This is a genomic window from Alteromonas sp. ABE4_545 (genome assembly GCF_056161325.1).
In genome coordinates this window covers 72,850-99,643 of record NZ_JBSWYY010000011.1, presented here as the reverse complement: position 1 = coordinate 99,643, position 26,794 = coordinate 72,850, and the positions used below count along the sequence as shown (strand labels likewise).

Genomic DNA, 26,794 nt, shown 5'->3' with positions numbered 1-26,794 from the left:
AAATGGGTTTTTAAATAAACTATATTGATTTATTAACCCATTTGCCCTACATTTCGTTCACATAATTGTTAATACCTCGTATTGCGCGTGTATTTTTATACGGTAATACGGCTTAGATAGAGAAGAATCATGCAAGTACTTTCCATGGGCGAAGCCTTAATTGATATGTTATCAACCAAAGGGCAACCTGGTATTGATGAAACCAATGAGAGCTTTCGCAAGTTTGCCGGTGGAGCGCCTGCAAACGTGGCGGTTGCCGTGGCTAAACTCGGTGGTGAGAGCTTTTTATTTGGTAAATTAGGTAAAGATCAGTTTGGTGAATACCTACTCAAAACGCTTGGACAGTATGGCGTAGATACCACATTCACCCAGTTTTCAGAAAAGGGCAAAACCGCCCTCGCATTTGTAGGCTTGGATGCAGACGGCGAGCGCTCGTTTGATTTTTATATTGATAATGCGGCGCACACAGATCTACACGAATCTGACCTTGTTGATGGGTTGTTTGACCAACCGCGTATTGTTAGCTTTTGTTCTGGTTCTGTATCTATGCCGAGCTTGCGCCCTGTTACCGCTGCGGCAATTGATAAATTCAAACAAGCGCAAAGCATTTTATGCTTAGACATTAATCTGCGCCCCGCATTTTGGGATGATGCCGCCTTAGCGCCTGAACTTATCAGCGATCTCGCCAAGCACGTAGATATTATCAAAACCAGTAAAGAGGAATTAGTCGAGCTTTATGGTGAGCAAGGTTGTGAACAGCAAATTCAAATGTGGTTAGACAGTGGCGTGTCTTTGGTATTGATGACCGATGGCGGCGAGCCTGTGGCATTTTACTGCCAAGACTTAAACGGTACTTACCCTACTCCGAATGTGCAAGCTATCGACACCACCGCAGCAGGCGATGCCTTTGTAGGCGGCTTTTTAACACTGCTATCGAAACAAGTCACAGACAAAGCCAGCTTTGTTGAATGGGCCGGTAATTTCGAGAGTATTATGCAAACTCTCGGCTTTGCCACTCAATGTGGTGCGCATGCTGTTCGACACTATGGTGCGTTTGACGCACTACCCACTGCTGCCGACTTAAACGCCGAATAATAACCTACCGACCTAACCGTCAGCAGGTAAACTAGTGGGGCGACAACGTCCCACTAGGTCAGTTGAAATAATGCTGTACGTGCAAATTTCACCAAGGCCTTTCTACGGCCTCTGTGCTCAGGTTTACGAGTGCATGCTTTGATCATACCTGCCGCAAAACACACGGCTAACCCATTCACAGACGTAATCAATAACGCAGCTTTGTGTTTCGCCTCAGTAGACACATCACGACTCACAGCCTGAGTCAGCATAAATTCAGCCCGCGCTTTAGCACGTGCTTGTAGCGTTTTACGCATAAATATATTCATTTGATCAGACTCCTTGCCGTCAATCCACTTATAGCGCCCAGTTTATGTGGTTACCTTGCCTATGGCTGACCTGAACAGTGGCATAATAGATAAGTGCCGATAAGCACTATTAGCACTTAATATTGCTAATACACATGCCCCCACATTCAGTGCAACTAAGAGTAATAGAATGAAAGGTTGAGCCAGCGCTGTATAAGAGATTAACGCCAGAGCAAGCGCAACATTCAAAGCCACCCATACACAACAAGCGAAAAAAAACGCCGCAAGCGTCGACAGTACAGTGACAATCACCGATTGTTTCAGCACTGTTGCTTCCGACTCCACTAAATTCAACTGCGCCATCCATTCAGCTTGCTTCGATTGCGAGGCTGTGCGGAACAACGACCACACTTGAGCTAATGACGGTGTTTTTTCTGGTCCAGTGAAGCTTTGAGTATCGCTCTCACCTATAGGCTCTCCCGACTGCGCAGATGCAGTCGGGTCATGGGTTGCCTGACGCTCACTATGTGATGTAGTCATCGTCTTATTCCTATAGCGCACAAAACCACATGGCTTATTTAGATTTCTTCAACAAAGAAGTCACCAGCATGCCAGCCGCAAATGCCAGACCTGCCGTCGCAATGGGGTTCTCTACGGCGTATTTACGAACGGCGGAACCTTCCCACTTCTCTTGAGCAATACGCTTTCTTTCCGTCATGTTATCAGCTGTTTCAGCGGCTTTCGCACGCATAGACGATTCTGCCTGAGCAGCCTTACCTGCTACAGTGTCGACAGAATCGTGCAGTGAGTCCTGCACTTTGTCAGTAACTGGGTGAGAACTCGTGTTTTTGCTGTTTGATTTTTGACTTGCCGTTGCCATCTTGCTCTCCTATTTTTCGTAGATTAACAATATTTCAATTCGCATTAGAGTATGAGCAATGGCTATACCAAGATGTAAAAACAAAAATAACCAACTGTTTTAAAACATATTTTCAAAAACTCCTGTGATTTTATATACAAATACGGATAACAACAGCACTCACCATTTCGTAATTACTGCACGGTGAGGTTGTAAATCCTTCATGGATATTCGCTGCTCTATCGAATTCCACTTTGCACTTGAAGGTGTGTATGCGATCCTTAGCTCAAGTATGATTATTGAGGCCGTCCTTTGTACGTATTCCCCACCTTAGATAAACTCGATTGGATATTATTTGACGCAGACGAAACCTTGTTTCATTTCGATGCGTTCTCAGGCCTTCAACGCATGTTGGCTAAGCATAACTTGTATTTTAGTGAAGAAGACTATGGCCACTATCAAGCCGTTAACAAACCGCTGTGGGATCGTTATCAAAACGGTGAAATAGACGCTGAAACGCTGCAAGTTACTCGGTTCGAGAATTTGGGAAAAAGGCTAAACATAACCCCCAAACAACTCAATCGTGACTTTCTCGATGCAATGGCAGAAATTTGTGCGCCACTACCCGGGGTTACAACGCTACTCAATACCTTACAACCCCATGTAAAACTCGGCATTATTACCAATGGCTTTACCCAACTGCAGCAAGTTAGGCTCGCTCGCACGGGCTTTCAGCAGCACTTTGAATTTGTCATCATTTCTGAACAAGTAGGAGTAGCAAAACCCGATGTAGGTATATTTAATGCTGCGATGGATAAAATGGGAAGACCGCACCAATCAAGAGTATTAATGGTTGGCGACAACCCTCATTCAGACGTAAAAGGCGGGCTGAATGCAGGCTTCCATACCTGCTGGTTTAACCCCTCTCAGGCCGTTACGCCTGAAGGCATTACACCCCATCTGATTGTCTCAGATTACACACAACTGCTCACTAAACTGGGTTGTGAATAAAAAAAGCTGCGTCGGGAACGTACGCAGCTTTGACTTCGTTAGGGACTTTCTAAATCGTTAGTTAAAACTGTAACGCACCCCTAGGGTATATCGCGGCCCATACTGACGGGCAAAAAGAAATTGCTCTTCATAGCGACCATACCCTTGTTCAGTTTCGTTATTCAAGTTCACCCCTTCGGCGAAAACCGTAAGGTGCTCATCAATATCGTAGTTAATACTCATATCCCATTGGGCATAAGACTTAGCAAACTGTGGTGGTGCATCCGATGACCCCTGAGACTGGCCTACCCCAATCAAGTACGCATCACGCCACGCATACGTGATCTTTACTGACAGACCGTCTTTTTCATAAAAAGCTTGGAAGTTAGCTGAATCACTCAAGCCAGTGAGGGGCGCTTGTTGGTCCAATGACGATGAATCAAATTTAACGTCGCCATCTACAACGGTCGCATTCACCCCTAACCCAAATCCAGTCTCGCCAAACAAATGCTGTACAGCCACTTCAAAACCGTCAACGGCTTTCTTGTCTGTATTGGCCGGTTGGCTGATATCCCAAACCATTAGCGGATCATCTGCTGTAGGTTCAATCTTATCATTCGCATTTCCGTGGCCGTTTTCTAGCATTTGCGCGAAAATAGCGTCACTGGTTACCTGATCACCTCTGGCTTCGATGTCGGCGACCGCTTGCAGATATCGTGGACCGTTTAAAATATCGTGTAAACCATCAATGGTGGTTTCTGTGATCGTTGTTTGTATGAAGTTGTCTACGTCCTTGCGGAAGTATCCAATTGAGGCATAACTGCCGTCGCCGTAATAGTATTCAAGAGACAAATCAAAATTTGTCGACTCGAAAGGCAGTAAGTTCGTATTACCTTGGCTTCCTGTACGAGCGCCCGGTTTAGGGCTGCCGCTTAGCGACCGGCCACCAGCTAATAACCCCAATGGCGCACGCGCGATAGTTTTGCCCCAGGAAACACGGCCAACGAGTTCATCGGTTAAATCAACTCGCACGTCAAACATTGGTAAAAGCACGTCGTGCTTACCGGTTTGGGTGAGGAAGTTATCTGTACCGCCCGCTTCGTATTGCATGATCCATTCAGAAGCGCTGTCCCAATTCACCTGTGTTTCAACACGTTGACGTACTCGGCTGGTAACGTCGGTTTCTTCATAACGCACACCGGCATTGAGGTATACAAAATAGTCGCCTACTTCAAACTCCCAGTCGGTTTGCAAATAAACACTGTTAGTAATTTCTTCAACGTAGCTTTCGCTGTCAATTCCATCAAAGTAAGGGTCAATACTGTAATAGTCATCGCCCATCACGTCTTCGTTCAGGTAAGCAAGTTGGCGCGCAATGGCTTCATCAAAGTCGAAGGTATAGTAATAGTTGGGGCTTAAGTTACTGCCTCCACCAGCAAACTGGTCGAGTAAGTCGTTGGTGTCGTGGCGAATGAACATGCTATCGGGGAATATTTCAGTAAAGCTGGGGTTGAACCCTGCTCCACCACGTAACCCACTCCAAGCTTCGTAGCCCCCCATCGTTTGTTCGGTGCGCGCTACGCCAAACTTCACTTGCGTCATAGGCACATTGAGCACATCGTTGTACCAATCACCATCAAACTGGGCTTGCTTGATCGCCGACTCGCCAGGCGAGTGGGTAAACTGACTGAAGTTTGAATCAATTTCGCTAGGCATTATCTCGTTTGAGCCGTTATTCCAAACCACCAATGCACTGGGGATATCTCCGGTGCGGTAATCGTAGATCTTTCTTTCGAGTTGATCTGAGCCCAAGATCACTTGACCGGCGCTGCCTAACCCATTGTCTGCGCCGTTGTCGGTTTCGTTTGTGGAGTCGTGATAATCAAACGCAAGGTGAAGATTGGCATTAACTTGCCAATCAATGTTTAAACCAATTGAACGTGCGTCGACTTCGGTGGTATTGCGATTAGCGGTAAACGAAGCGTCGTTCCCACTGATATCTGCATAAATAGCTGTGCCGTTGGCGTCTAATTCGTAGGCGTTAATATTGCCGCCGTATTCGTTCCAAATCCCCCAGCCAATACTGTTGTACCCTGTCACCGCGTTGGAGGCAGTGTAATCCATAGTCAGCACCAGATTATCCGTAGGCGCATACTGCAATGTTAATTGCGCATTTGTGCGTTCGCGCTGAATATCCTCAATGCTGTAGTTCATGTCTTTGGGGAAAAAGTAATTTCCTACTTTATTACCCTCTGCGTCGGTTGCTCGCGCATCCGTCACAAACTCATCATCTAATACAGGAAGGTCTACATTTGCTTGCCAACCTTGTATATTCGCTTGCTGACGTTGAAAATCTCGACGCTGATGCGACACGGAAAGTGCCACGCCAAAGGTTTCTTCCGCGAAGGTATTGCTGTACACCGCAGAAACTTCAGGTGTAACGTCATCGCCCATCTCATTTGAGGTATCGTAGATCCCTTTGCCCATGACGGAAAAACGCTGCCCTGGCTTAGCTAGCGGTTTGGTGGTAACAATATTCACCGTGGCCCCTAGCCCACCACTTGGCAATTCTGCTCTGGCCGTTTTAAATACCTCTAATGCGCTGACGCCCTCAGAAGACAAGTTTTCCATATTGTAAGAGCGGGTATAACCTGTACCCGGCATTTGACGACCATTCAAGGTCACAAGGTTAAAGTCGGGGCCAAAACCACGCACCGTAATTTGGCTGCCTTCACCATTGGCCCGGCTTACCGATACACCCGTGATACGTTGTAGTGATTCAGCCAAATTGGTATCGGGGAATTTGCCCATTTCTTCAGCTGAAATGGCATCCATCACACCATTGGCATCTCGTTTCATATCCATGGCCCGAATTAAACTGCCACGAATACCTTGTACTTCGATAACTTCGACTTGTTCGCCAGTGTTTGTATTTTGTGTTTCTTGTGCAACCGCCATCTGTCCGGTTGTACCGCATAGCAGCGCGATAGAAGCGGCTATGCGAGTTTGTGTAAATCTTGTATTTGTCATGATTGCATTACTCACTGTCCAATCTTTTCCATCTGGCGAGCTCAACCTCGCCAGTGTCATCGCCTACATTACGGGTTGGTTATTTCGACGTTGTCGATACGATACACAGCGCCATCACCCGTACCCCATGCAGGGAAAACCATAACGACATCGATTGCGCTAATATCTAAGCCCGCATCAAACAAAGACTGCAGTGTAAATGTATAGGTTTGCCATTCACCAAGCGTCGGTTCAACACCTTCTAGGCTGGCACTTAGAGGAAGCTCAGCAGCGGTAGTGGCGTCACCTGATTCAATTTTAAATAACCAAGAAGACTCAGGGTCTGAAGGGTTACTCACCACTTTCATGTCGAACCGCACAACACCATTGGCAAGTAATGCTGACGCATCAAAGTAAACGTCGTCATCAGCCAACAAACCCATGACTGTCGGCGTTGCACCAATAATAAACTGGGCAACTGTTCCGTGGGCATCGTCGTCGGTTTCTTCTGTTGGCGTAGTGCCTCCACAACAATCCCAAATAGACCATTGGTCAGCCGCAGCGTCACCAAATAGGGTAATACCAGGGCCAGTGTCTACTGCATTCGGGTTGTAAATTTTAACGTTATCGACACGGTATACCGCTCCGTCGCCCATGCCCCAAGCAGGGAAGATCATCAACACGTCAATAGCGCTAATATCTAGCCCTGCAGCCGCAAGGTCGCTAATTTTAAAACTATAGGTTTGCCACTCACCGGTGATGGGCGTTTGCCCTTCAACACTTTCATCCAGTCCAAATTCAGCAGCGGAAGCCGCAGCGTCTGCCTCTACTTTAAACAACCATGTCGCTTCTGAATTCGACGGCGCCGACACCACTTTCATATCGAATTGCACAACCCCTTCATCAATAATGGCTGACGCATCGAAAGGCATATCACTACCACCATTGGCGCTACGCGTAATAAAGCCCATAACAGTTGGCGTGGCCCCAATGGTAAATTCTGCGGTAATACCATGAGTTTCATCATCCATAGCTTCCACAGGAGTAGACCCACCACAGCAATCCCACATTGGCCAATCAGGATTGGTTTGGTCGTCAAACACTACCAGCGATGGTGACGCACCGCCTTCTTGATAAATCTGCACATTATCCAGTTGATAAACAGCACCGTTGCCAGTTCCCCATGCTGGGTAAATCATCAGCACATCAATGGCAGATACGTTTAGGCCAGCATCGGCCAGCCCCTGCAATGAAAACGTATAAGTTTGCCATTCACCCACAACCGGAAGTATGCCATTGTCATTCGCGCTTAGATCCAGCTCAACCGCCGTTGATGCCCCCACGCTTTCGATCTTAAACTTCCATACCGAACTTGAATCCGCAGGCGCTGACACCACTTTCATGTCAAAGCTAACCATGCCAGACTCCACCATAGGAGAGGCATCAAAGGGAGAGGCTTGGCCGTTTTCATCCGTTAAAAATTCGGCCCGTGAAGTAAACCCATTTACCGTCGGCGTGCCACCAACATAAAATTCGTAAACCTGACCACGGTCAGCATCCGCAACTAACGTGGGAGTACTACCGCCACAGCAATCCCATGCCGCCCAATTGGGGTTGGCTTCACCGCCAAAAATTGTGAGGTTCTGTGCAACGCCGGTTGATGGCGGGGAAGGAATAGGCGCTGCGCCTTCGACTAGCGCATCGTCGTAGTCATCGTAACCTGGGCGTACGGTTTCACAACCACGGCCCGTGTTTGGATCTGACGCACACTCATAAACGCGCACATAGTCAATTTGATAAGTTTGGCCATTGGCGAACGCATCGGCATCAATACCAAGGTTGTTTACGTTTTCTGGCCAATCACCGCCAACCGCTAAATTAAGCAGCAAATGGAATTCTTGATCGAATGGAGCGGCATCCCAATGAGTGGTAAGTTCGCCAGATACAAGGTCGTAATACTCAGCAAACCAACCTCGGTGCGCAAGCCCTACAGGTTCATCTTTGCTGTTATAGCGCACTTCAGATTGGCGCTGTGTTGCATACAAATAGTCATCTACGTACCAACGAATCTCGCCCTCTTGCCACTCAATGGCATAGGTATGAAAATCGTCGGCTGGATTCATCCCATCCGGCAATAAATAGGCTTTGCCCGTATGCTCATTGTTCGGCCACTCGCGACCGTAATGTAATGTGCCATGCACATTTGCTTCTACTGTGCCGTCTTCTGCAACGGCTTTCAGATTAACGGCTTCGAGAATGTCAATTTCGCCAGACTTGGGCCACTCTCCGTACACGTAATCAGTGGGTAGCATCCAAAAGGCAGGCCAACTACCTTGGCCTGACGGCAGCTTCGCACGCATTTCAAAACGACCATATTTAAAATCGGCTTTGTAGCGAGTGTTGAGTCGCGCTGAGGTATATGGCTTTTCAGCACCATCTTCAGCGGGCAATGCGACAATGTTTAATATGCCATCGGCGACAAATGCGTTGTCGCTACTATCGGTATAACATTGCTGCTCGTTGTTTCCGCCGCCGGCGCAATTGATCTCATAAGTCCATTTGTTGTCGTCAATGTTGTCACCGTCGAACTCATCGCTCCATACCATCTCCCAATCAGAAACGGGTACGGTTGGGTCAACTGTGGTGAAATCGGTATCGGTGGAAGCACTGCCCCCACACCCGACGAGTGTTGCCGTGGAAATAGCCGCGACAAGCCGGGATAATTTTATTGCTGCATTTTTCATGTGTTCAGCCCCGATATAGCTTAGGTACTTTTAATTGCCGTGAGGAGCTTGGCTCCCTCTAATTTGTAAGCGCTTACAATAACAAAAATAAAAAAACGCCTGTAAGCGCTTACAAAGAGTATTACATAATAACCACACTGTAAAACAAAAATTAACAATTAATTCACCTTCATTGATGATGTAAGCCGTTAATGCAAATTTACTGAAGCCGTTACACTTGCTCACACTCAAAGTATTATTATTAATAATCATATGGTTGAAAGAATAAAAACCAGATTTTTTATATATTACCCCTCGCCATTTCCATCGTCCCCTCATTCCCCCCAAATTAACTCGTCTATTTTTTGAACAAAAAACTACGCAATCACCTCGAAAGTGTGTTAATTATATGTTAACACCAACCGTAGGAGTGATACATGGCTAATCATATTTGGGGTTTAATCCACCATCCTGATCGTGAATGGCAGTCAATGAACCGTGAGCACGAAACTGTGTCGCATATGTATACACATTATGTGCTCTGGGTTGCGGCAATTCCGGTAGTAAGCGCCTTCATTGGCACCACGCAATTCGGGTGGTCGTTTGACGGCGAAGCCGCTATTAAGATCTCGCTGACCACGGGTTTAATGCTGGGTGCTGCCTTTTACGCATTAATTCTCGCAGCAGTGGCGGCAGTGGGTACTTTATTCCATTGGAAAACACGTAAGCTATTACTGCGTCCTTCTCGACAAGAGTGCATTGTATTTTCCGGCTACGTCGCTACACCTTTGTTTCTAAGTGGTATTGTGGCGATCTACCCCATATTCTGGGTATGTGCCTTGGCCTGTATATTAGGGCTGTGTTACTCGGCTTATTTGCTGTATGCCGGTACACCAAATTTCCTAGGAATAAGCCACAAGCGCGGCTTTATTATTTCAACCTCAACGTTATGCGTAGGCGTACTAATACTCGAAATACTCATGGCGATCGTCGTGTTGTTGTGGAGTATGGGGTCTGAACACAGTGTGGTGTGGCATTTCTTTTAAGCCGTATTAGCACATCTTTACTCATCCTTGTTGTGCAACATGGTTGGTGCACAACAAGGTTTGAAATAAGCAGGCACGGTCGAATAACGCACGGTGCCTGTGTGGTATTACTGTGACAATATAGTGAAAGGAAGGCGCAAAATCGCGCTATCAGAATTGGCAAACAACATCATTACACCAACATGACCCACCACAACAACCACGTACATGACCGCAGAGAACACCTGACCATATCTGTCGAGAGGGATTAAATGAGAGTTGTGGCGCTCTTTCCATTCAAAGACAACTTCTAATGAGCCAATAAAGATAAAGAACACCAGCAGCATCAGGCCGAATATATAGCTCACCCATAGCCCCAATGCGATGCCGCCTAAACACACGCTAAGCCCTACCCACGAGCGCATAGAAAAGCTGATGCTTTTAAGCACATGTCCACCATCTAATGGCAATACCGGCAACAAGTTAAACAAATTCACCAACGCACTTAATACAGCCACACCAGCAAACACTTCCATGCCAGTTAAATAATAGAGCACAACACCTAGCACTGAAGTGAACAAACCAAATGCAGGCCCCATAATTGAAATCACTACATCTTGCCAGCGAGTCGTCACCTTCTCATCAGACAACGCAAGCCCCCCAACAAAAGGGATCAAGTAAAAACCCTTGGTTTTTATGCCAAAATACTGCATCGCTCGCACATGTCCATATTCGTGTACCACTAGACATGTCACTAGCATAATGGCGAATTCAAAGCTAAATAACCATGCATAGCCGGCTACAGACGCCGCCGCTAAACCCGCTTTTACAACTTTGGCGCTTTTTAAGAGTTTAAACCCCAGCGCGGCAAGACCAATTAAACTGGCTTTCGACTTCACTTCCTGACGCGCCGGTAACCCCAAAGTTTGAATGCGTTCTCCGTTAACAAACACATCCATTTGTCTTGCTTCAACCTGCGTGGTGTCTAAACCTATGCGCTGCCCGCCAAGTTCAAACTCGTAATAATGAGTCTGCGCTGGATTGTCCACAACTAAGGCTTGTTGTTGACAAAAAACTTGAATCAGCGTTTGCTGCTTTAAGAAAAGCGTAAGCTCATGCTCACCGATATTGCACTGTAAACGTTCCATTTATTACGACTAGACCTTGAGAAAAGTCGCATCAGTATACGTCAATATAGGTCTCGCGATATAGCCTCAAATACCCACTCAGTATTTGGTCTTAATCGTATCCACAAACATGAGCGCCGACCCCAGCATGAATAAATACACGCCCACGGTAGCGTAATTGGCAAACTCAGGTAGAAACAAAGTACTGCCTGTAAAAAAGCTAATACTGGCCAAAAAATTTAACCGATTGATTTTAGATACCGCCCTTTGCTCCGTTGTTCTCATGTTTACGCCCCTTGGATTGTGCGCATTTCAGGGAGCAAGCCAAAACCAGCAGACACGCGATTCCAACTGTTTATTTCTAAGATCACCGTGGTGAGCTCAACCACATTTAACTCGCCCAGTTGCGCAACCACATCATCAAATGCAGACGACAACAGCGGCTTATCCGCGACTAAAGTCAGCGCTTCTGCCCACGCTAAAGCCGCACGTTCCTCTTGACTAAAACACGGAGCTTCGCGCCAAGCTGGCAATACATCTAATCGCTCTTGAGCAACGCCATCTTGTCGCGCTTCTTCAGCATGCATGTGCTGGCAATAACAACAATGATTAATCTGTGACACGCGCAATTTAACCAAATGAACTATCGCAGCAGTTAATTGACCGTTTGGGGTTACTTTACCCAACTCAACCAAATGGGTGAATATACGAGGACAGGTTTCCAACAATTTGTCTTGAGAAATACGTGCTTTCATTTTTATCTCCAGTTCGTTACTGGAAATAAGACTAAAAGCTCTTCACCTGTGAGAATTGGAAATTTGCGACAATTTTCTCGCCCGGTAATCTTTTGGCGTTTCAAAGGTTGCCGTTTTAAAGACATTGGTAAAATGAGACTGGTCGTAATAACCCACGCTAAGCGCTACTTCGCTCAGTGAAATCTCAGAGAGAGTCAGTAATTCTCTGGCTTTACGAACCCGGATAAAGCCTGCTATTTGACTAGGGCTAAGACCGATAAACTGTTTGCAATGGCGCTCTAAAGTTCGACGAGTCATCCCTTGTTGTAGCGCGAATTCATATGGGTTTACGCCTTGTTGAGAACAGTGAGCCACTAACTTTAACAAACGAGATGAGGCAAATTTTGTTTTACCTACTTGTTGAAGTAACCAAGTTTGAATATGCTCCACTACCACATCGAGGGGCGATTGAGCCATCTGCTCTAGCAAATTCAACAGGCTGGTGTTTTGTGTATCGAGTACATCAATCATGGCGTTTTGCTGCTCTAACCACTCTCGGTTGAGCAAGGCTTCGACACCACCCGGTAAAAACCGCAGACAAATATACTCGGCATCATTGCGCCAAAAATGTGAGCAAATTTGGGTATTGAACAAGAAAAAGCAATGAAATACCGAGCCAGTACGCTCAAAAACCAAACTGGCGCCACCGTCGGGATACAGCTTATCGGTGGTTGCCAAGCTTATGTCAGAAGACGGTGTTAAGGTGAAGATACTTTGTAGCCAAGGACGTAATGGTGCCACGATCGACCACCACGCGGGTTTGATCACTGAAAAGCTGGCTGCAGGAACAATACCTGTAGGAAGCGGCACCATAAACGATAAGATTAAGCCAATTTACAATACCGTTACTATGCGTTAAAAACGCTCCCTTTGGTAGTACTCAGGAACATTAAACTGCGTATCGCGCCACAAATAACTTTACAGTTTCTTCGACGATATAATCACAATCCAGCTCTCCAATTTCAGCCACACCATAAAGTAATGGATAAAATACGAGCGATTTCAGTTGATAAACAAACTGCTTTGCCGCGAGCGGAATATCATCTATCTGCACCACGCCTGCATCATTGGCAGCCTTAAGAAAGTCATCAAAAAAACGCAGGCACCCGACTGATTGCCCATTCAGTGATTTTGCTAATTCGGGGTCTTGCAACATTTGCATAAATGCCACTTTGGCAATGTCGAGGTAAGCAAGAGAAGAAAGCAAGCTAACTTCATTTTGTGCAACTGTAACAAGCTGCGCTTTCAGTGGCATTGACGGGTCAAAAACGCTTTGCTCACCTTGGTCGACTTTGGTAAACATCGACGCCAGCACCGCCTGAAACAAATCGGTTTTGGTGGAAAAGTGATTGTACACCGTTCGCTTCGACACCTGAGCTTCAGAGGCAACTAAGTCCATGCTTGTGCCCTCTACCCCTTGAATAGCAAACAAACGGGCGGCAGTTTCGACAATTTGTAATCGTTTTTTATCTGACAGTTTCATTTCACAGCTTTTTGTTCGGCGATCCCTTCTAAGTCGCCATCTTATCCTAACGACACAAAAAGTTACACTAAACAGTTTACTTTCCAAAAGACAAAAGTAAACTACACAGTGTAGTTTACCAAAGAGACAATAATGAAATACCTAGGTGTTGCCCTTACCCTTATTTTGCTGACTGGAGCCGTGCTCATGCTTAAAAGTTTAAATGCAGATGTGATCACTGATTTATCGGTTTCATCTCATTATCACGATGGTAAATTTGTTAATGACACGCCCACAGAGCCAAATTCATTGTCTAAAACACTGAAAATTATGTGGCGCTTCATTACGGAAAAACGAGTCGATACCACGCCCAAAAACCCTTTACCCATGGCGCCGATAACAACCAAAACACTCGCAGCCTTGCCGAATGAAGGTATTCATCTGGTAAAACTTGGTCATTCTTCTTTTCTTCTTAAAGTAGAAGGGGAATATTGGCTACTCGACCCCGTTTTTTCCGAACGCGCTTCGCCATTTGGCTTTGCAGGCCCCAAGCGTTTTCAAAACACACCCATCAATATCGACGAGTTACCATTAATTAACCGTGTTTTGATTTCTCACAACCACTATGACCACCTTGATAAAAACACCATCAAGATACTCAAAGACAAAGTAGAAAACTTCTATGTACCACTTGGCGTAGAAGGTGATCTTGTGCGCTTTGGTATTCAGGCGCACCAAATCCACAGCTTTGACTGGTGGCAGTCTCAAACGGTGAAAAACAGCACCATTACTTTTGCGCCTACGCAACACTTTTCAGGTAGAGGTTTAGGCGACAGTAACGCCACCCTGTGGGGGTCGTGGGTTATTAAAACCCCGACTCAAAGTCTCTATTTTAGTGGTGACTCAGGTTATTTTGACGGTTTCAAAACCATTGGTGAAAAATTCGGTCCGTTCGACCTAACCTTAATTGAAACAGGTGCATACGATAAAGATTGGCGAGATATTCACATGACACCCGAGCAAAGTGTGCAGGCTCACAAAGACGTAAAAGGCAAAGTCATGATGCCTATTCACAACGGTACGTTTGACCTTGCTTTCCACGCTTGGTATGAGCCACTAGATCGCGTGAGTCAAGCGGCGCTGGATAACGAGGTGCAACTTGCCACTCCTATCGTTGGCGAGGTCGTATCAATAGGCGGTAATTACCCACACACGGCTTGGTGGAAAACGCTCAAGTAAATCCCCCCAAACGAACAAGGGCAACCTCACATGGTTGCCCTTTGCATTTTTGCGAGAATATTGCCAACGCTATTCAGGTTGTTCCACTGGCTGTAGAAGTGGCTGGCCTTCCACATAGACCAAATTCAGTTGCATTGTAACCGGACCATGCTGAATTGAGCCTTGCTGGATAATACCCTTGTCATCAGCCAAAAAGTTCATCTGCAACGGCCCCATCTCAATCTGGAAATTAGCGCCTGGATCATCCCTTGTTTCTGTTATCACAACTTTGGTGGCTTCGGTTGCACTCGCTTCGGGGAGCCATGCGCTGTATTCACCAATATCGTAATCGGTTGCCAGCAATGCTGACGTTTCAACATAAGCACCATAATTTGAGAGCAACCACGAATCATGGGCAAGTGCGGCATTAATTTCTTCACCTTTTTGCACTCCCTCAACTTGCCAATGATCGGTTTGGTAACTCACGGTAAGTTGGTTCGCCAGTTCTCCATTTTCAATACTTAACACGTTGGCGTTGATCAAGGCGCCATTAATATTGCTCCAACCATTAGAAATTGAGTCGGAGGTCGCAACAACTCCCTGCCCCACGGGGATGACGAAAGCCGCGTCTTTCTGGCCGAAGATATCGCCTTCTTCATCTTGTGCATAACGCTCAACGCTATACCCAATCGGCATGTCGTTTAACACCATTTGGTAAACTACTTGGAAAAAATCCTGTCGTGTTTCACTGGCATTGAACGCTTCGATAAATGAGGCATACACAGCGTCAAATGTTTTTCGATAACCCAACTCATTGTGCACACAAATTTGTAAACTCTGTGAATTCTGAGCAGACGCCGATTTAAGTAAAGCACTGACCTTTTCATTCCCTTCACCAAGGCTATATAGCGTGTCGAATGCAATATAAGGAGTATTGCCAATAGTGCCGCTACCAATGGCGTAATTCACTTTGGCTGAGATGTCTTTTCCTACGTCTTCGGCAGTCGCCATAATGCTGTGTTCTACTATCGAATTTAGCGACGTGGCAACACCGTCAAAACTGGTAAAAACATAACATTCAACGGGTGTAGTAGAGCCAATATCAACCATGTAATACCAATGATCAGCGCCTTTTGCTGCCAATCGCCATTTGCCTAGCACTTTTTGCTTCACACCTAAGTCTTGAATATTCAGCGTTGACGTTTTTTCCAAGTCTATTTCTCTGTGCATGGCATCTTGGAACCAACCGGGAAATTCGGTGAGGTCAACAAAGTCATAGGCATTAACTGTCATACTGACCAACAACGTAAACGCGATAGCAAATGAACCACGAAGCTTCATAATGGGTTTATCCTTAACAGCTTTATTTTGTTTTTTTATTTAAGGTCACCGCGTTCTCCCCCATGAATTTCTGGGCATGAGAGCGAATCAGCGAAAGTGAAAAATGAGAATACTGGGTATCTGTACAACTTGCTATGAAAAAGATCTTAGTTAGGTATTATCGCGCGTACTTGACCATTTCTATCGTTAATTTGGCTGATAATTCGCTGCCGATGGGTGCCGGATTAGCGTACACTGTGGTTTCATTTTTGCCAGACTCTTACTGTTCACGGAACTGACTACAGGAAGCCTCAATGTCAAACCCAGTAAAACTGCTCAGCCTTTCCATTGCATTCGCCTGTGTGCTGTTATCACTCAATTTTGGTTTACGCTCGTCGATGGGCTTTTTTATGCGGCCTATTTCCAGTGAATTTGGTTATGGGCGCGAAGTCTTTGCGTTTGCATTAGCACTACAAAATTTGTGGTGGGGCTTATTTCAACCGGTTGCTGGCGCTGTTGCAGACCGCTACGGCACACTGAAAACCTTGTGTTTTGGTGCCGTTTTGTATGCAGGCGGTTTATACGTAACTGCAACAACAGGCAGCGAATTGGGCCTTAATGTCGGCGCTGGCATGCTAATGGGTATGGGCATTGCCGCCACCGGCTTTGGCGTCGTTCTTCCCGCCATGGCAAGAATGGTGAGCCCAGAAAAACGTTCATTTGCATTGGGGTTAGGCAGTGCCGCTGGTTCTGCGGGACAGCTATATGTCGTGCCTGTGGCACAAGAATTTATTGCCGCTTATGGGTGGAGCAATGCCTTACTGCTCATGGCGGGCTGTGCGTTATTAATGATATTACTCGCTGGGCCTTTTAAGCAAGATCACTCTCAAGGTGGTCAATCTGCTACTGACGACGTCACCCAAACCATGAAACAAGCCCTGTGTGAAGCCGGCGCGCATTCACACTACTGGCTGTTGGTATCTGGCTTTTTTGTCTGTGGCTTTCAACTCGCATTTATCACGGTTCACATGCCCGCTTTTTTGTCTGATCGGGGCTTTTCCTCTGAAGTTGCTGTAGCCAGCCTTGCACTTATTGGCTTGTTTAATATTTTTGGCTGCTTACTTTCAGGATCGTGGGCGGGTAAATACTCGAAGAAGAAACTACTTACCATTATTTATGCGTTGCGCGCCTTAGCGATTGCAGCCTTTATGTACTTTCCTATGACCGCCACGTCGGTCTATGCGTTTTCTATCGCAACGGGCCTTCTGTGGCTGGCAACCGTACCGCCCACATCCGGCTTAGTCGCACAAATGTTTGGCTTGCGTTATATGGGCATGCTGTATGGGTTTGTATTCCTAAGTCACCAGCTAGGTTCCTTTACCGGCGTTTGGCTTGGAGGCTACTTATACGATTCGACAGGCTCATACGACGTAGTATGGTGGTCAGCATGCATCATTGCACTTATTACAGCATTTATTCACTTATTGATTGATGAACGCCCAGTGGTAAGACTGCGCACTGCTATGGCCGCTTAAATCAAATTCAATGGCCTTTAGGGAAAAGTTGATGGGCTGCCAGTTCTGGCGCCCCACTGGCTTTCAGTTCCGCCGCTTTTACCAATTGAATTAGATGCTCATTAACCGGTACATGAATGTGTTTTTGTTTGGCTAGCTTCACTATTTCACCGTTCAAATAGTCGATTTCAGTGGTACGCCCAAGTGCTAAATCTTCGTACATTGAAGAACGTGCTTGTGGGTCAATTTTCAGGGTTGAAGCTGCCACCAGTCGAAAAAGCCAATCAGGCAATCGCAAAATATATGGCATCCACTGCGGGACTATTTTTCCCGTTCTCGCGGGTTTAATGCCGAAAGCTCGATACACGTTGAGCGCTTCATCTAGCACCACCGCCATTACTCGCCGATACGCCCTATTTCCTAATTGTTGTTTCAGTGGTAATCCAGACAGTGCATTAACAACATTGTTTAGGTTCATCATCAATTTGGCGTATTGCACAGGCGTGATATTCCGGTAAAGAGAAACGGGTAATTGCGCCGCCGTAAATCGCGCAATAAGGTCTGCACTTATACCCTGTGCGTCTTCAATCGCGAGATCCCCCTCGGTACCGCAATGAAATTGCCCATTACCTTTATTTAATACGTTGAATGGCACCATGCCTTTTAGCACAGTGTGTGACAGGTTTTGCTGGAGTAGTTCGCCATTCACCACACCATTTTGAAAACTCACTATTACAGCTGTTGATTTGGCATGTTGGGCAATAATTTTTGCCGATGATAGTGTGTCTGCGCTTTTCACACACAGTAAAATGAAATCAGCGTGACAAAGTACAGACGGCTCAGTGGAAAATAGCACCCTATCTTGAGCAATGTGCTCGCGGCGCCCTTTCCAATCGGTTACGGTTAACCCGTATTGTGAAATTTGGTCGCGTATACGCTCGCGACCTATCAAGGTCACTGTGGTTCCGGTCGCAGCTAAGCAACCCCCTAGGTAACAACCTACGCTACCAGCACCGAAAATCATGACCTTTGTTTTTCCACGCATTTCAGTTTCTCTCAGGGGGACTTATGTATACATAATTGGGGGCGTAAATCTTTCGAAATTCAAGCCTTTTAGCCCCCAAACCGGCTATTCAACCATACAAAAAGCATTCAGCTTGTTGCCATCCAAATCACGGAAATATCCAGCAAAAAAGCCTTTGGTTGCTTCCTCTGGTCTAAACCCAGGGGCACCTTCGCTGGTTGCTCCAAGCTCCAATGCTTTGTTATAAAATGCCGTAACTTGCTCGGGGTTTTCTAAATAAATCGCGGTCATATTACCATTGCCAACCGTCGCTGGCTCTTTATTAAATGGCAATGTAACCCCCAAAGCGCTTTCCTCTGGTGTGCGAGACCAAGCAATAAAGTAGTCGTCTTCTTCCATGTAACGCGTTGCGCCAATTGTTCCGAGTAATGCGTCGTAGAACGCGCCAGCTTTCGCTAAGTCTGCCGTACCCATAAAAACATAACCAATCATTTTCCTCTCCTTATTTCGACTCAATCAGTGTTCGAGTAATCATCATAGTCATTGACTACTGACAGTAAGTGTCAGTAGAGTTTTCATACGCGACAAAAAAAGCCAACTACAGACACCACACTTATGCGCAAGGCTGAAAGACTCAATCAAATCGTGCACTACTTAAGGCGCATGCATCAGGCTGTTACCGCAGAAACCCTCGCGAGGACTTTTGAAGTGAGTGTGCGAACCATCTATCGCGATATTCAAGATTTGACCGATACTGGTACGCCTATCTCTGGCGAAGCTGGTATCGGCTATGTTATTGACAAGCAGTACCACTTGCCACCCATCATGTTTGACGCTGATGAAATAGAAGCCATTGCGCTTGGTATTGGCATGGTAAGTAACTGGACAGACAGTGAGTTTGCTCGTAAAGCACAGAGTGCTTACCAAAAAATACAAGCGACATTGTCTGCGTCACTGATCCAAGAGCTAACACAAATCAGTACTTTTTCAGCACCCAGTCGATATAAAATTCCGTGGCAGGTCAATTTCACAGAGGTACGTGAGTGCATTCGCCGCAAGCAATACGTTACCTTTAACTATCAAGATTTGAGTGAAAACAATACTCACCGCCGCATTCGGCCATTGGCCCTTATTTCATTTAGTCCCATTTGGTTACTCGCGGGTTGGTGTGAATTACGTCAAGACTTCAGGAATTTCCGGCTAGAGCGCATTTCGCATTTTACCGTGTGCCCAGAGCGATTCCGCGATGAAAAAAACAAATGCCTAGCGACCTATTTAAAACAAGTAGAGCAAGAAGATTCACAATAAATCACAAATATTGTTCTCCAGAGCAAAATAGTGACTTTTGGCACAAGTGCTCAATACAGAGCAAGGATAAAGTGAGTTCATCTGATAAAGGAGAACATCATGAAATCACGCTTCCCCCTCGCACCGCTATTGGCTGTGTGTTGTTGTGCTAACGCTTCGGCCGCAAATGTCACCATTACTTTTGATGAGTTAACCCACACATCCGGTGAACTCTATATTGCTCTGTATGATTCCGCATCGGCCATGCAACAAAAACAAGCAATGCAAAGCCTGATCATTCGGGTGTATAAAGCACAGCAAACCACCATTTTGGCCGACCTGCCCGCCGGTGAGTATGGCGTAATGGTGTTTCAAGATCTCGATAATAATCACAACCTCAACACCAATTTAATGGGTATTCCCACCGAACCTTACGGCTTTAGTACCAATCCGTATTTAATGGGCCCGCCGCAATTCAGTGATATCGCATTTACTGTTGCTGAAACCGATGTGTCGTTAACGATCAATATGGAGTAATGATGATGGAACGCCGTGAGTTTTTAAAAGGGTTAGGGCTATTAAGCTTAGGAGCAATAACCCCCAGCTTGAGTTTCAATGCCCTTGGCGAAAAGGCCGAATCTTACTACTTGCGGTTTAAACGTGAGTTAACCAAACACCCTATTTTACGCGGTTGGGAAGGGCTTTCAGACGACATTGCGCCTAGGCATTTTGCATGGCAAGGCACGCTTCCTGCCGACCTTGTCGGTAAGCAATTTTATCGTAACGGCCCTGCCCGCGCAGTACTAGGTGAACAGCGCTACACGCACTGGTTTGACGGCGACGGCTTTGTACATCGTTATGCCTTTGAAAAGCAGGGGTTAACTCATTCTGGCCGCTTTGTAAGAACGAAAAAATTTGAAGCAGAAAGTCGCGCAGGCCGCTTTTTGTATAATGGCGCAGGCTCTGTCATTGCCAATAGCAGACCAATGAAAAGCTCAGAAAGCGTTAACACCGCCAATATTGCTTTGTTACCTGTTAACGATGAGCTATGGGCGTTATGGGAAGCCGGTATGCCTTACAAAATGCAACCATCTTCGCTACAAACCAACGGGCAAGTGTCATTTAACACCGAATTAGACGGTATGCCTTTTTCAGCCCACCCACATACCGACCGATTTGGTCACATATGGAACTTTGGCGATTTATCGGTATTTGGCCAATCGGCTATGGTCATATATCAATTAAACGCCAATGGCGCATTGCTTCAATACAAGGTTGTATCTGCGCCTAAAAGTTACGTGCACGATTTTGCCGTGACCGACAATCACCTAATTTTCTATTTCCCACCGCTCAAAAAAGGGGCGGGAGAAACCTTTATCGACATGATGAAATGGCAAGACGATCAGCAAGGACAACTGCTCGTCATCGACAAAAATTCACTCACTACCGTTGCCCAAATACCGTTTGATGCAGGTTTTGTGTTCCATTTTGGCAATGCGTGGCAGCAAAATAACACTTTGGTGATCAACGCCTGCTGGTACAACAATGCCGATGTAATGCTCAATAGTGTGATGGATGAATTAATTGATCACACCAAAGACCATGATCGCAGTACTGCCGCACAAATTATAATTGATTTACGTAGCCAAACCGCAAGGCTGGATAATTCATCCACACTCATGGAATTCGTGCAATTTGATAGTCGCTTTACTGGCAAAAAGACGCAAGTTCAGTATGGTGTGCACGCCTCAGCAGAAACAACACACTCCGAATTTAACTGCATCGCTAGTGTGAATACGTCGACAGGATCGGTCGACAGCCATAACCTAGGGCCAGATTTCATTGCTGAAGAACCACTTTTCATCCCTACCGGAAGTCAACAAGGGCAAGGTTATCTGGTTAATACCGCGCTGAACTTTAAAGAAGGCGCTACCTACTGCATGGTATTCGACGCAGAGCATATCGGCGATGGCCCTGTTGCTTGGACAAAGCTAGATACATATATGCCGTTGGGCTTTCATGGTGCGGTGATTTAGCTCTACTTGACTGTTTGGGTACATTAGGCCCCCCACTCTCTCAGTTGTTGAATATGCCTTATTCTATTACGCTGCAAAGCAAAGGCTTCAAACACGTCGTCGTAATTTCGATTTTTTGGAGACAAATTAGGTAAGGCTAGATTCGCTTGGGTAAAAAACTCTTGTTGATTGCCATCCCAACCTTGCTGCCACCAGTGAATAATCAAAGCACGGCAGTCAGACAATTTTAAATTTGTGGGTAGCTTATCTGATTTCTCAGCATTCACTTTGACAGTTGCAGGTAACAAATTCCATAAATCATTATTCGGCCAACGAGAAAAAGGAAATGCGTGATCGATAGCATAACGCGAGCGCTTTATTGTTGCTCCTGACCAGCAACAACACACTTGTTCATTATTGAGTAGGCTATCCACTCTTTCTCTCACTCGAACTGTTGTGCGTTGAGCGCTTTCCCACTGTAAGGCCTTTAAATAGTAGGTTTTCTCAGAGTGTTGTTGTTTGTTGACTTGATAGCTCTGCATCAAGTTCGCCCATTCATTGACCAGCGCAGGCTCAATCCATACACTGAATCCCGATAATGACTCCCAGACATGCCGCGGTACGACAAAGCGACCAAATCCAGAAAAAAACTCACTATCAAGCACAAAACCCGATTTAGGCTTTGCCATTTTGTAAGTTTCAACATCGAAAACAGCCTTATCAGAATGGGGCAAAGTAATGTACTTTGCAGGCATATCCCGAATAGTGACACAGATATCTTTTAACGTCTGGAATAGCGGCAAGGCCAAAGTATCATCCAAATACATAGCACCAATAGTAAAATCTTGCTTTTTCAACTCTGTCAATCGCTTCCAGCCCGAGGCTTTAACAAACCCCAAGCCTTTGGATTTAGAGCTACTTTGTCTAATATCGTAGTCGTCGATCAAGGGCTTGTAGAGTCTAAGCCAATATAACGCGACCAGACCTAGTGGCAAAACTACATGTTTATCGCTGCACTCCAGCACTGCGCCAGGATGACCTTCAGCAATTCGCAAAAGCGAACGCAACAACGCTAATTTATACGTAGACGATTTATTATCGTTTACCACTATATTCCGCAATAAGGGAAAAGCCCCTGTACCATCATCGGGCAAGGTACACATGACGGTTTGCCATGTGACTTCACTACGAGCAAGTACATCCTCTTGTGCGTCATTCGACAATAACTGGAATATCAGCCCATTTTCTTGAGCTAAAGAGGCGATTTCATCCGCCGAAACGGAGTACATAATACGCTCATCGCCACAGGGACCATGACGCAAAGAAATAATGAGCTTGCCATTGGGTTTAAGTAACGTACTGAGTTTTCGAAATGCCCGTTGGCGCTGGCTAGTAGGAACGTGCATCCACACAGCACTCAATAAAATTAAATCAAACTTAATCTGCAATCCAAATACGCTGCGCAGTTCCGGTAACGTGTCAGAAAGCCATTGGATGGAGTGTTGTTCAATATTGTAACTTTGCGCTTGTTCACGAATGCCGGTTGCTGGTTCTACCGCGACGACACTCAGGCCTTTACTGGCCATAAAGCGTGCATCACGCCCCGACCCAGCCCCGACATCTAACACCACGCCGTCTTGAGGTAATTCCTTTATCCATTCTTTGTGAACTTGTTCAAACGACGTGCTTTCGTATTGTTTGGCGAATTGCTCAGCATGGGTGGAGTAATAAGTGATTGTGTGGTTCATACTGCAGGCGTCATTCCGTTTAAGCACCAGAGCACACATTTAGTCATGTATTTGAAAACGTTGCAAGAACGACGCAGCGATCACCCTAGTTATAAAAAGCAAACCCCACAGGCCTAAAAGACAAGTGGGGTGGTTATCGATAAAGAAACTATATTTAGTCGTCGCTGAACTCGCGAATAATGTTGTTCAGTGTATCTTTCGCGTCACCTAACACCATGCGGGTGTTCTCTTTAAAGAACAGCGGGTTGTCTACCCCTGCAAAACCTGCATTGGCTGAACGCTTCAATACAAACACGGTTTTCGCGCGATACACTTCAATCACAGGCATACCGTAAATGGGGCTGCCCTGCATTTCTTTTGCTGCTGGGTTTACCACGTCGTTCGCACCAATAACAATGACCACATCGTAGTTTTCCATTCGTGGGTTTACTTCATCCATTTCATAAAGCTGGTCGTAAGACACGTCAGCTTCAGCAAGTAACACGTTCATGTGCCCCGGCATACGCCCCGCTACGGGGTGAATGGCGTAGTCAACGGTACAGTGGTTTTCTTCGAGTAAAGACTGTAACTCGCGTACCGCGTGTTGAGCCTGCGCCACCGCCATACCGTAACCCGGCACAACCAACACAGCTTGGGCCGCTTCAAGCACATAGAAGGCGTCTTGCGCCGACATCACCTTAACTTCGCCTTGAATTTGCTCGCCCATTTCCACTGGCTTAGAAAAGCCCGACAGCAATACATTCATTAACGAACGGTTCATGGCTTTACACATGATGTTGGTCAGAATAAGCCCCGACGCACCTACCAACAAACCTGTCACGATCAAAATCGCATTACCCACTGCCAAACCGGCTGCCGTAGCGGCAATACCTGAGTAGCTGTTTAGCAAAGCAATGACCACCGGCATATCGGCACCGCCGATTGATATAGTTGCCCACAGCCCGAAGCTCAGTGCTAAGGCAATCGATACATACAGCCACAGTGTATTATCGGGCTGGGTTACAAACATATAACCCACTGCCGCTAACGCCGCCAAGTGAGCAATACTCAATTCACGCAAACCGGTAAATACCAAGGCTTTCGACGACAAGCGCCCAGATAGTTTACCCCACGCAATCACCGAGCCAGAGAAGGTCACACCACCGATCAATACGGTAAAAAACAGTGTGATGAACACAAATGGGCTAGCACTCATTAAGGTGAATGCATCCATACCATTGATGGTAGCCCACCCCAGAATCAGTGAGGCTGCCCCACCAAAACCGTTAAATAACGAAACCATTTCCGGCATTTGGGTCATTTCGACTGAGCGCGCTTTCCATACTCCGTAAGCGCCGCCAATCAACACACCCAGTAAAATCCAGTGATAGCTAATAATGTGGTTATCCAACAAGGTCACTACTACTGCCACCAACATACCAATTGATGAGATCCAGTTACCTTTGCGCGCAGTTGCGGGGTGACTGAGTAATTTAAGCCCTGCAATAAACAGAGTTGCCGCCAATACGTAGGCGAGGTTTATCGTCATTGCGATAGAAGTCACTGTACACCCTCCCTACTTCTGATCTTTTTTCTTGAACATGCCAAGCATGCGGTCGGTCACCAGGTATCCGCCCACTACGTTGATGCTTGCCAATGCCACTGCGGTTACGCCCAGTACGGTAGTCAGTACACTGTTGTCACTACCCGACGCCACTAATGCACCCACTAGCGTAATACCAGAAATGGCATTCGACCCCGACATCAACGGCGTGTGCAGAGTTGCAGGTACTTTACGGATTAATTCAAAGCCCAAAAAAGCAGCCAATAAAACAATAAAGATAAGGTAAATAGTGTCCATGATTAGGCTCCTTTGTACGCGTTAAGCAGCATCTCGTTAATGACCTTACCCTCATGGGTGATCACACTTTGGGCGAGAATGTCGTCTTCTAAATTGAGCTCAAATGCTTTCGACTCAGTGTTGAAAAACTCGTCAATTAAATTGAGTAGGTTATTGGCATACATATCGGTGGCATCTTTCGCCACGCTCTGGCTCCAGTTACCCACACCAATTACGGTTACGCCATTGACTTTAGCCACTTCACCGGCAACTGAACCTTCCACATTGCCACCCGACTGTGCTGCCATATCCACAACCACACTGCCAGGCTTCATCAACGCGAGTGTGTCTTTGTTGATCAGTTGTGGCGGACGACGACCAAACAGTTGCGCCGTTGTGATCACAATATCAGCATCAGCGATCGCATCGCGCTGCGCTTCTTGCTGGCGGGCTTTCTGCTCGTCAGTGAGTTCTCTGGCGTAGCCGTCTTTGGTTTGGCCGGTATCGCCCAAATCGATTTTTAAGAACTTGCCGCCTAGCGACTCAACCTGTTCAGCGACCACAGGCCGTGTATCGTACGCCAATACACTGGCGCCTAAACGCTTCGCCGTTGCAATGGCTTGAAGCCCTGCCACACCCGCACCAATAATAAACACCTTGGCAGGTTTGATCGTGCCAGACGGCGTCATCATCATAGGCAAAATGCTAGGTAAATGGGTTGCAGCTTGCATCACCATCACATAACCAGCCAAGCTGGCCTGCGAACTTAACGCGTCCATTTTCTGGGCGCGAGACGAACGCGGGATCATTTCCACTGACAAAGTGGTTATCTGTTTCTCTGCAAGAGAGGTCACCAATGGCTGCTGAAAAAACGGGTCAATATGCCCGATCACCAACGCACTTGGTTTCAGTATCGCAACTTGCTCCTGTGTAGGACGATTAACCATGGCGACAATGTCAGCCTCGGCTAAATGCGTATCTACATCACTAACGATTTCTGCGCCCTGTGACTGATAAACCTTATCGTCATAACCAGAGCGAACGCCAGCGCCCTCTTGCATGTATACCGACAACCCCATGCGTGTCAGGCGAGCTACCGATGTCGGAGATACCGCACAGCGTCTTTCCGCTGCCACCCCTTCAAATTGCAGCGCCTCATTCAACACTAATAATTTCACATTGTTCTCCTCACGTTCCGGCAGGCCAGAGCATGCCAAACCAAGTGCAGCCTTGGCTACAACAAGCGTAGAACTAGATACTTTAAAGTTGTTATTTGAAACGAACGACCCCAAAGTGAGGTATTTTCGTTATTCATCAGCAGTTATAAACATTAAATTAACAAATGAGTTATGCTGGAGAGTTGCTCAGAAAAGAGGCTATCACGGGGAGTGAATAGAGTGGTTTCGACTTTTGTACTTTAAGGAATAAGACCTTGAGCGATCAACCTATTCAACACTGGTAGTACCTCGAAGGTAGTA

The 26,794-nt window shown here is 46.3% G+C and carries 25 protein-coding genes; 8 read left to right on the top strand and 17 right to left on the bottom strand.

Going from position 1 to position 26,794, the window contains the following annotated elements:
• Positions 1-129: 129 nt before the first annotated feature.
• Positions 130-1,095: a carbohydrate kinase family protein gene (locus ACXAH6_RS11960; RefSeq protein WP_474877110.1), complete on the top strand. Its 966-nt coding sequence runs from the start codon at positions 130-132 to the stop codon at positions 1,093-1,095.
• 53 nt (positions 1,096-1,148) lie between these two features.
• Here ACXAH6_RS11960 and ACXAH6_RS11955 read toward each other — a convergent pair whose 3' ends face one another.
• From ACXAH6_RS11955 to ACXAH6_RS11945, 3 genes are read right to left on the bottom strand one after another with little or no spacing between them, the layout of a single operon-like run.
• Positions 1,149-1,403, bottom strand: coding sequence for a hypothetical protein (locus ACXAH6_RS11955; protein ID WP_474877109.1), 255 nt, complete (start codon positions 1,401-1,403; stop codon positions 1,149-1,151).
• Between the two features lie 42 nt (positions 1,404-1,445).
• Positions 1,446-1,922: a hypothetical protein gene (locus ACXAH6_RS11950; protein WP_474877107.1), complete on the bottom strand. Its 477-nt coding sequence runs from the start codon at positions 1,920-1,922 to the stop codon at positions 1,446-1,448.
• 34 nt (positions 1,923-1,956) lie between these two features.
• Positions 1,957-2,262, bottom strand: a complete 306-nt coding sequence (locus ACXAH6_RS11945) for a DUF883 domain-containing protein (RefSeq protein WP_474877105.1) — start codon at positions 2,260-2,262, stop codon at positions 1,957-1,959.
• A gap of 291 nt (positions 2,263-2,553) precedes the next feature.
• Between ACXAH6_RS11945 and yjjG the strand changes: the two genes are divergently transcribed.
• Positions 2,554-3,252, top strand: coding sequence for a pyrimidine 5'-nucleotidase (gene yjjG, locus ACXAH6_RS11940; protein ID WP_474877103.1), 699 nt, complete (start codon positions 2,554-2,556; stop codon positions 3,250-3,252).
• A 57-nt stretch (positions 3,253-3,309) separates the two neighbouring features.
• On the opposite strand, the gene ACXAH6_RS11935 is transcribed toward yjjG, so the two are convergent.
• Together ACXAH6_RS11935 and ACXAH6_RS11930 are read right to left on the bottom strand one after the other, a co-directional pair.
• Positions 3,310-6,261 carry a TonB-dependent receptor gene (locus ACXAH6_RS11935; protein WP_474877102.1) on the bottom strand — a complete coding sequence of 984 codons (2,952 nt, stop codon included), beginning with the start codon at positions 6,259-6,261 and terminating at the stop codon, positions 3,310-3,312.
• Between the two features lie 68 nt (positions 6,262-6,329).
• Positions 6,330-8,984, bottom strand: a complete 2,655-nt coding sequence (locus ACXAH6_RS11930; protein WP_474877101.1) for a family 16 glycosylhydrolase — start codon at positions 8,982-8,984, stop codon at positions 6,330-6,332.
• 416 nt (positions 8,985-9,400) lie between these two features.
• Here ACXAH6_RS11930 and ACXAH6_RS11925 point away from each other — a divergent pair, with 416 nt between their 5' ends.
• A complete protein-coding gene (locus ACXAH6_RS11925; RefSeq protein WP_474877099.1) occupies positions 9,401-10,009 on the top strand; it encodes a Yip1 family protein in 609 nt (202 codons plus the stop codon).
• Between the two features lie 107 nt (positions 10,010-10,116).
• Here the strand turns inward: ACXAH6_RS11925 and ACXAH6_RS11920 are convergent, their stop codons facing one another.
• The 5 genes from ACXAH6_RS11920 to ACXAH6_RS11900 form a co-directional block, all read right to left on the bottom strand.
• Entirely contained in the window at positions 10,117-11,136 is a 1,020-nt protein-coding gene (locus ACXAH6_RS11920; protein WP_474877097.1) for a site-2 protease family protein, read from the bottom strand.
• A 78-nt stretch (positions 11,137-11,214) separates the two neighbouring features.
• Positions 11,215-11,400, bottom strand: a complete 186-nt coding sequence (locus tag ACXAH6_RS11915) for a YrhK family protein (RefSeq protein WP_474877095.1) — start codon at positions 11,398-11,400, stop codon at positions 11,215-11,217.
• A 2-nt stretch (positions 11,401-11,402) separates the two neighbouring features.
• Positions 11,403-11,870 carry a carboxymuconolactone decarboxylase family protein gene (locus tag ACXAH6_RS11910; RefSeq protein WP_474877093.1) on the bottom strand — a complete coding sequence of 156 codons (468 nt, stop codon included), beginning with the start codon at positions 11,868-11,870 and terminating at the stop codon, positions 11,403-11,405.
• A gap of 42 nt (positions 11,871-11,912) precedes the next feature.
• Positions 11,913-12,650: a helix-turn-helix domain-containing protein gene (locus tag ACXAH6_RS11905; RefSeq protein ID WP_474877091.1), complete on the bottom strand. Its 738-nt coding sequence runs from the start codon at positions 12,648-12,650 to the stop codon at positions 11,913-11,915.
• Between the two features lie 148 nt (positions 12,651-12,798).
• Complete coding sequence (locus ACXAH6_RS11900; RefSeq protein ID WP_474877089.1) at positions 12,799-13,392, bottom strand: TetR/AcrR family transcriptional regulator; 594 nt, start codon at positions 13,390-13,392, stop codon at positions 12,799-12,801.
• 186 nt (positions 13,393-13,578) lie between these two features.
• Here ACXAH6_RS11900 and ACXAH6_RS11895 point away from each other — a divergent pair, with 186 nt between their 5' ends.
• Positions 13,579-14,610, top strand: a complete 1,032-nt coding sequence (locus ACXAH6_RS11895) for an MBL fold metallo-hydrolase (protein WP_474877156.1) — start codon at positions 13,579-13,581, stop codon at positions 14,608-14,610.
• Positions 14,611-14,679: 69 nt separating this feature from the next.
• Here the strand turns inward: ACXAH6_RS11895 and ACXAH6_RS11890 are convergent, their stop codons facing one another.
• On the bottom strand, positions 14,680-15,930 hold the full coding sequence (locus tag ACXAH6_RS11890; RefSeq protein WP_474877088.1) for a hypothetical protein: 1,251 nt from the start codon (positions 15,928-15,930) through the stop codon (positions 14,680-14,682).
• 293 nt (positions 15,931-16,223) lie between these two features.
• Here ACXAH6_RS11890 and ACXAH6_RS11885 point away from each other — a divergent pair, with 293 nt between their 5' ends.
• Entirely contained in the window at positions 16,224-17,444 is a 1,221-nt protein-coding gene (locus ACXAH6_RS11885) for an MFS transporter (protein WP_474877086.1), read from the top strand.
• 7 nt (positions 17,445-17,451) lie between these two features.
• On the opposite strand, the gene ACXAH6_RS11880 is transcribed toward ACXAH6_RS11885, so the two are convergent.
• Positions 17,452-18,468 (bottom strand): 2-dehydropantoate 2-reductase, encoded by a 1,017-nt coding sequence (locus tag ACXAH6_RS11880; protein ID WP_474877084.1) that lies wholly within the window; start codon positions 18,466-18,468, stop codon positions 17,452-17,454.
• A gap of 84 nt (positions 18,469-18,552) precedes the next feature.
• Complete coding sequence (locus tag ACXAH6_RS11875) at positions 18,553-18,939, bottom strand: VOC family protein (RefSeq protein WP_474877082.1); 387 nt, start codon at positions 18,937-18,939, stop codon at positions 18,553-18,555.
• Positions 18,940-19,062: 123 nt separating this feature from the next.
• On the opposite strand from ACXAH6_RS11875, the gene ACXAH6_RS11870 reads away from it, so the two are divergent.
• The 3 genes from ACXAH6_RS11870 to ACXAH6_RS11860 all read left to right on the top strand — a co-directional run bounded on the left by ACXAH6_RS11870 (position 19,063) and on the right by ACXAH6_RS11860 (position 21,770).
• Complete coding sequence (locus tag ACXAH6_RS11870; RefSeq protein WP_474877080.1) at positions 19,063-19,755, top strand: helix-turn-helix transcriptional regulator; 693 nt, start codon at positions 19,063-19,065, stop codon at positions 19,753-19,755.
• 99 nt (positions 19,756-19,854) lie between these two features.
• On the top strand, positions 19,855-20,271 hold the full coding sequence (locus ACXAH6_RS11865; protein WP_474877079.1) for a DUF2141 domain-containing protein: 417 nt from the start codon (positions 19,855-19,857) through the stop codon (positions 20,269-20,271).
• A complete protein-coding gene (locus ACXAH6_RS11860; RefSeq protein WP_474877077.1) occupies positions 20,271-21,770 on the top strand; it encodes a carotenoid oxygenase family protein in 1,500 nt (499 codons plus the stop codon). The genes ACXAH6_RS11865 and ACXAH6_RS11860 overlap by 1 nt, the downstream gene beginning before the upstream one ends.
• Positions 21,771-21,793: 23 nt before the next feature.
• On the opposite strand, the gene ACXAH6_RS11855 is transcribed toward ACXAH6_RS11860, so the two are convergent.
• The 4 genes from ACXAH6_RS11855 to ACXAH6_RS11840 form a co-directional block, all read right to left on the bottom strand.
• A complete protein-coding gene (locus tag ACXAH6_RS11855; RefSeq protein ID WP_474877076.1) occupies positions 21,794-23,497 on the bottom strand; it encodes a class I SAM-dependent methyltransferase in 1,704 nt (567 codons plus the stop codon).
• Between the two features lie 154 nt (positions 23,498-23,651).
• On the bottom strand, positions 23,652-25,025 hold the full coding sequence (locus ACXAH6_RS11850; protein ID WP_474877154.1) for an NAD(P)(+) transhydrogenase (Re/Si-specific) subunit beta: 1,374 nt from the start codon (positions 25,023-25,025) through the stop codon (positions 23,652-23,654).
• A 27-nt stretch (positions 25,026-25,052) separates the two neighbouring features.
• Entirely contained in the window at positions 25,053-25,337 is a 285-nt protein-coding gene (locus ACXAH6_RS11845; RefSeq protein WP_474877075.1) for an NAD(P) transhydrogenase subunit alpha part 2, read from the bottom strand.
• A gap of 2 nt (positions 25,338-25,339) precedes the next feature.
• Positions 25,340-26,494 (bottom strand): NAD(P) transhydrogenase subunit alpha, encoded by a 1,155-nt coding sequence (locus tag ACXAH6_RS11840; protein WP_474877073.1) that lies wholly within the window; start codon positions 26,492-26,494, stop codon positions 25,340-25,342.
• Positions 26,495-26,794 lie beyond the last annotated feature (300 nt).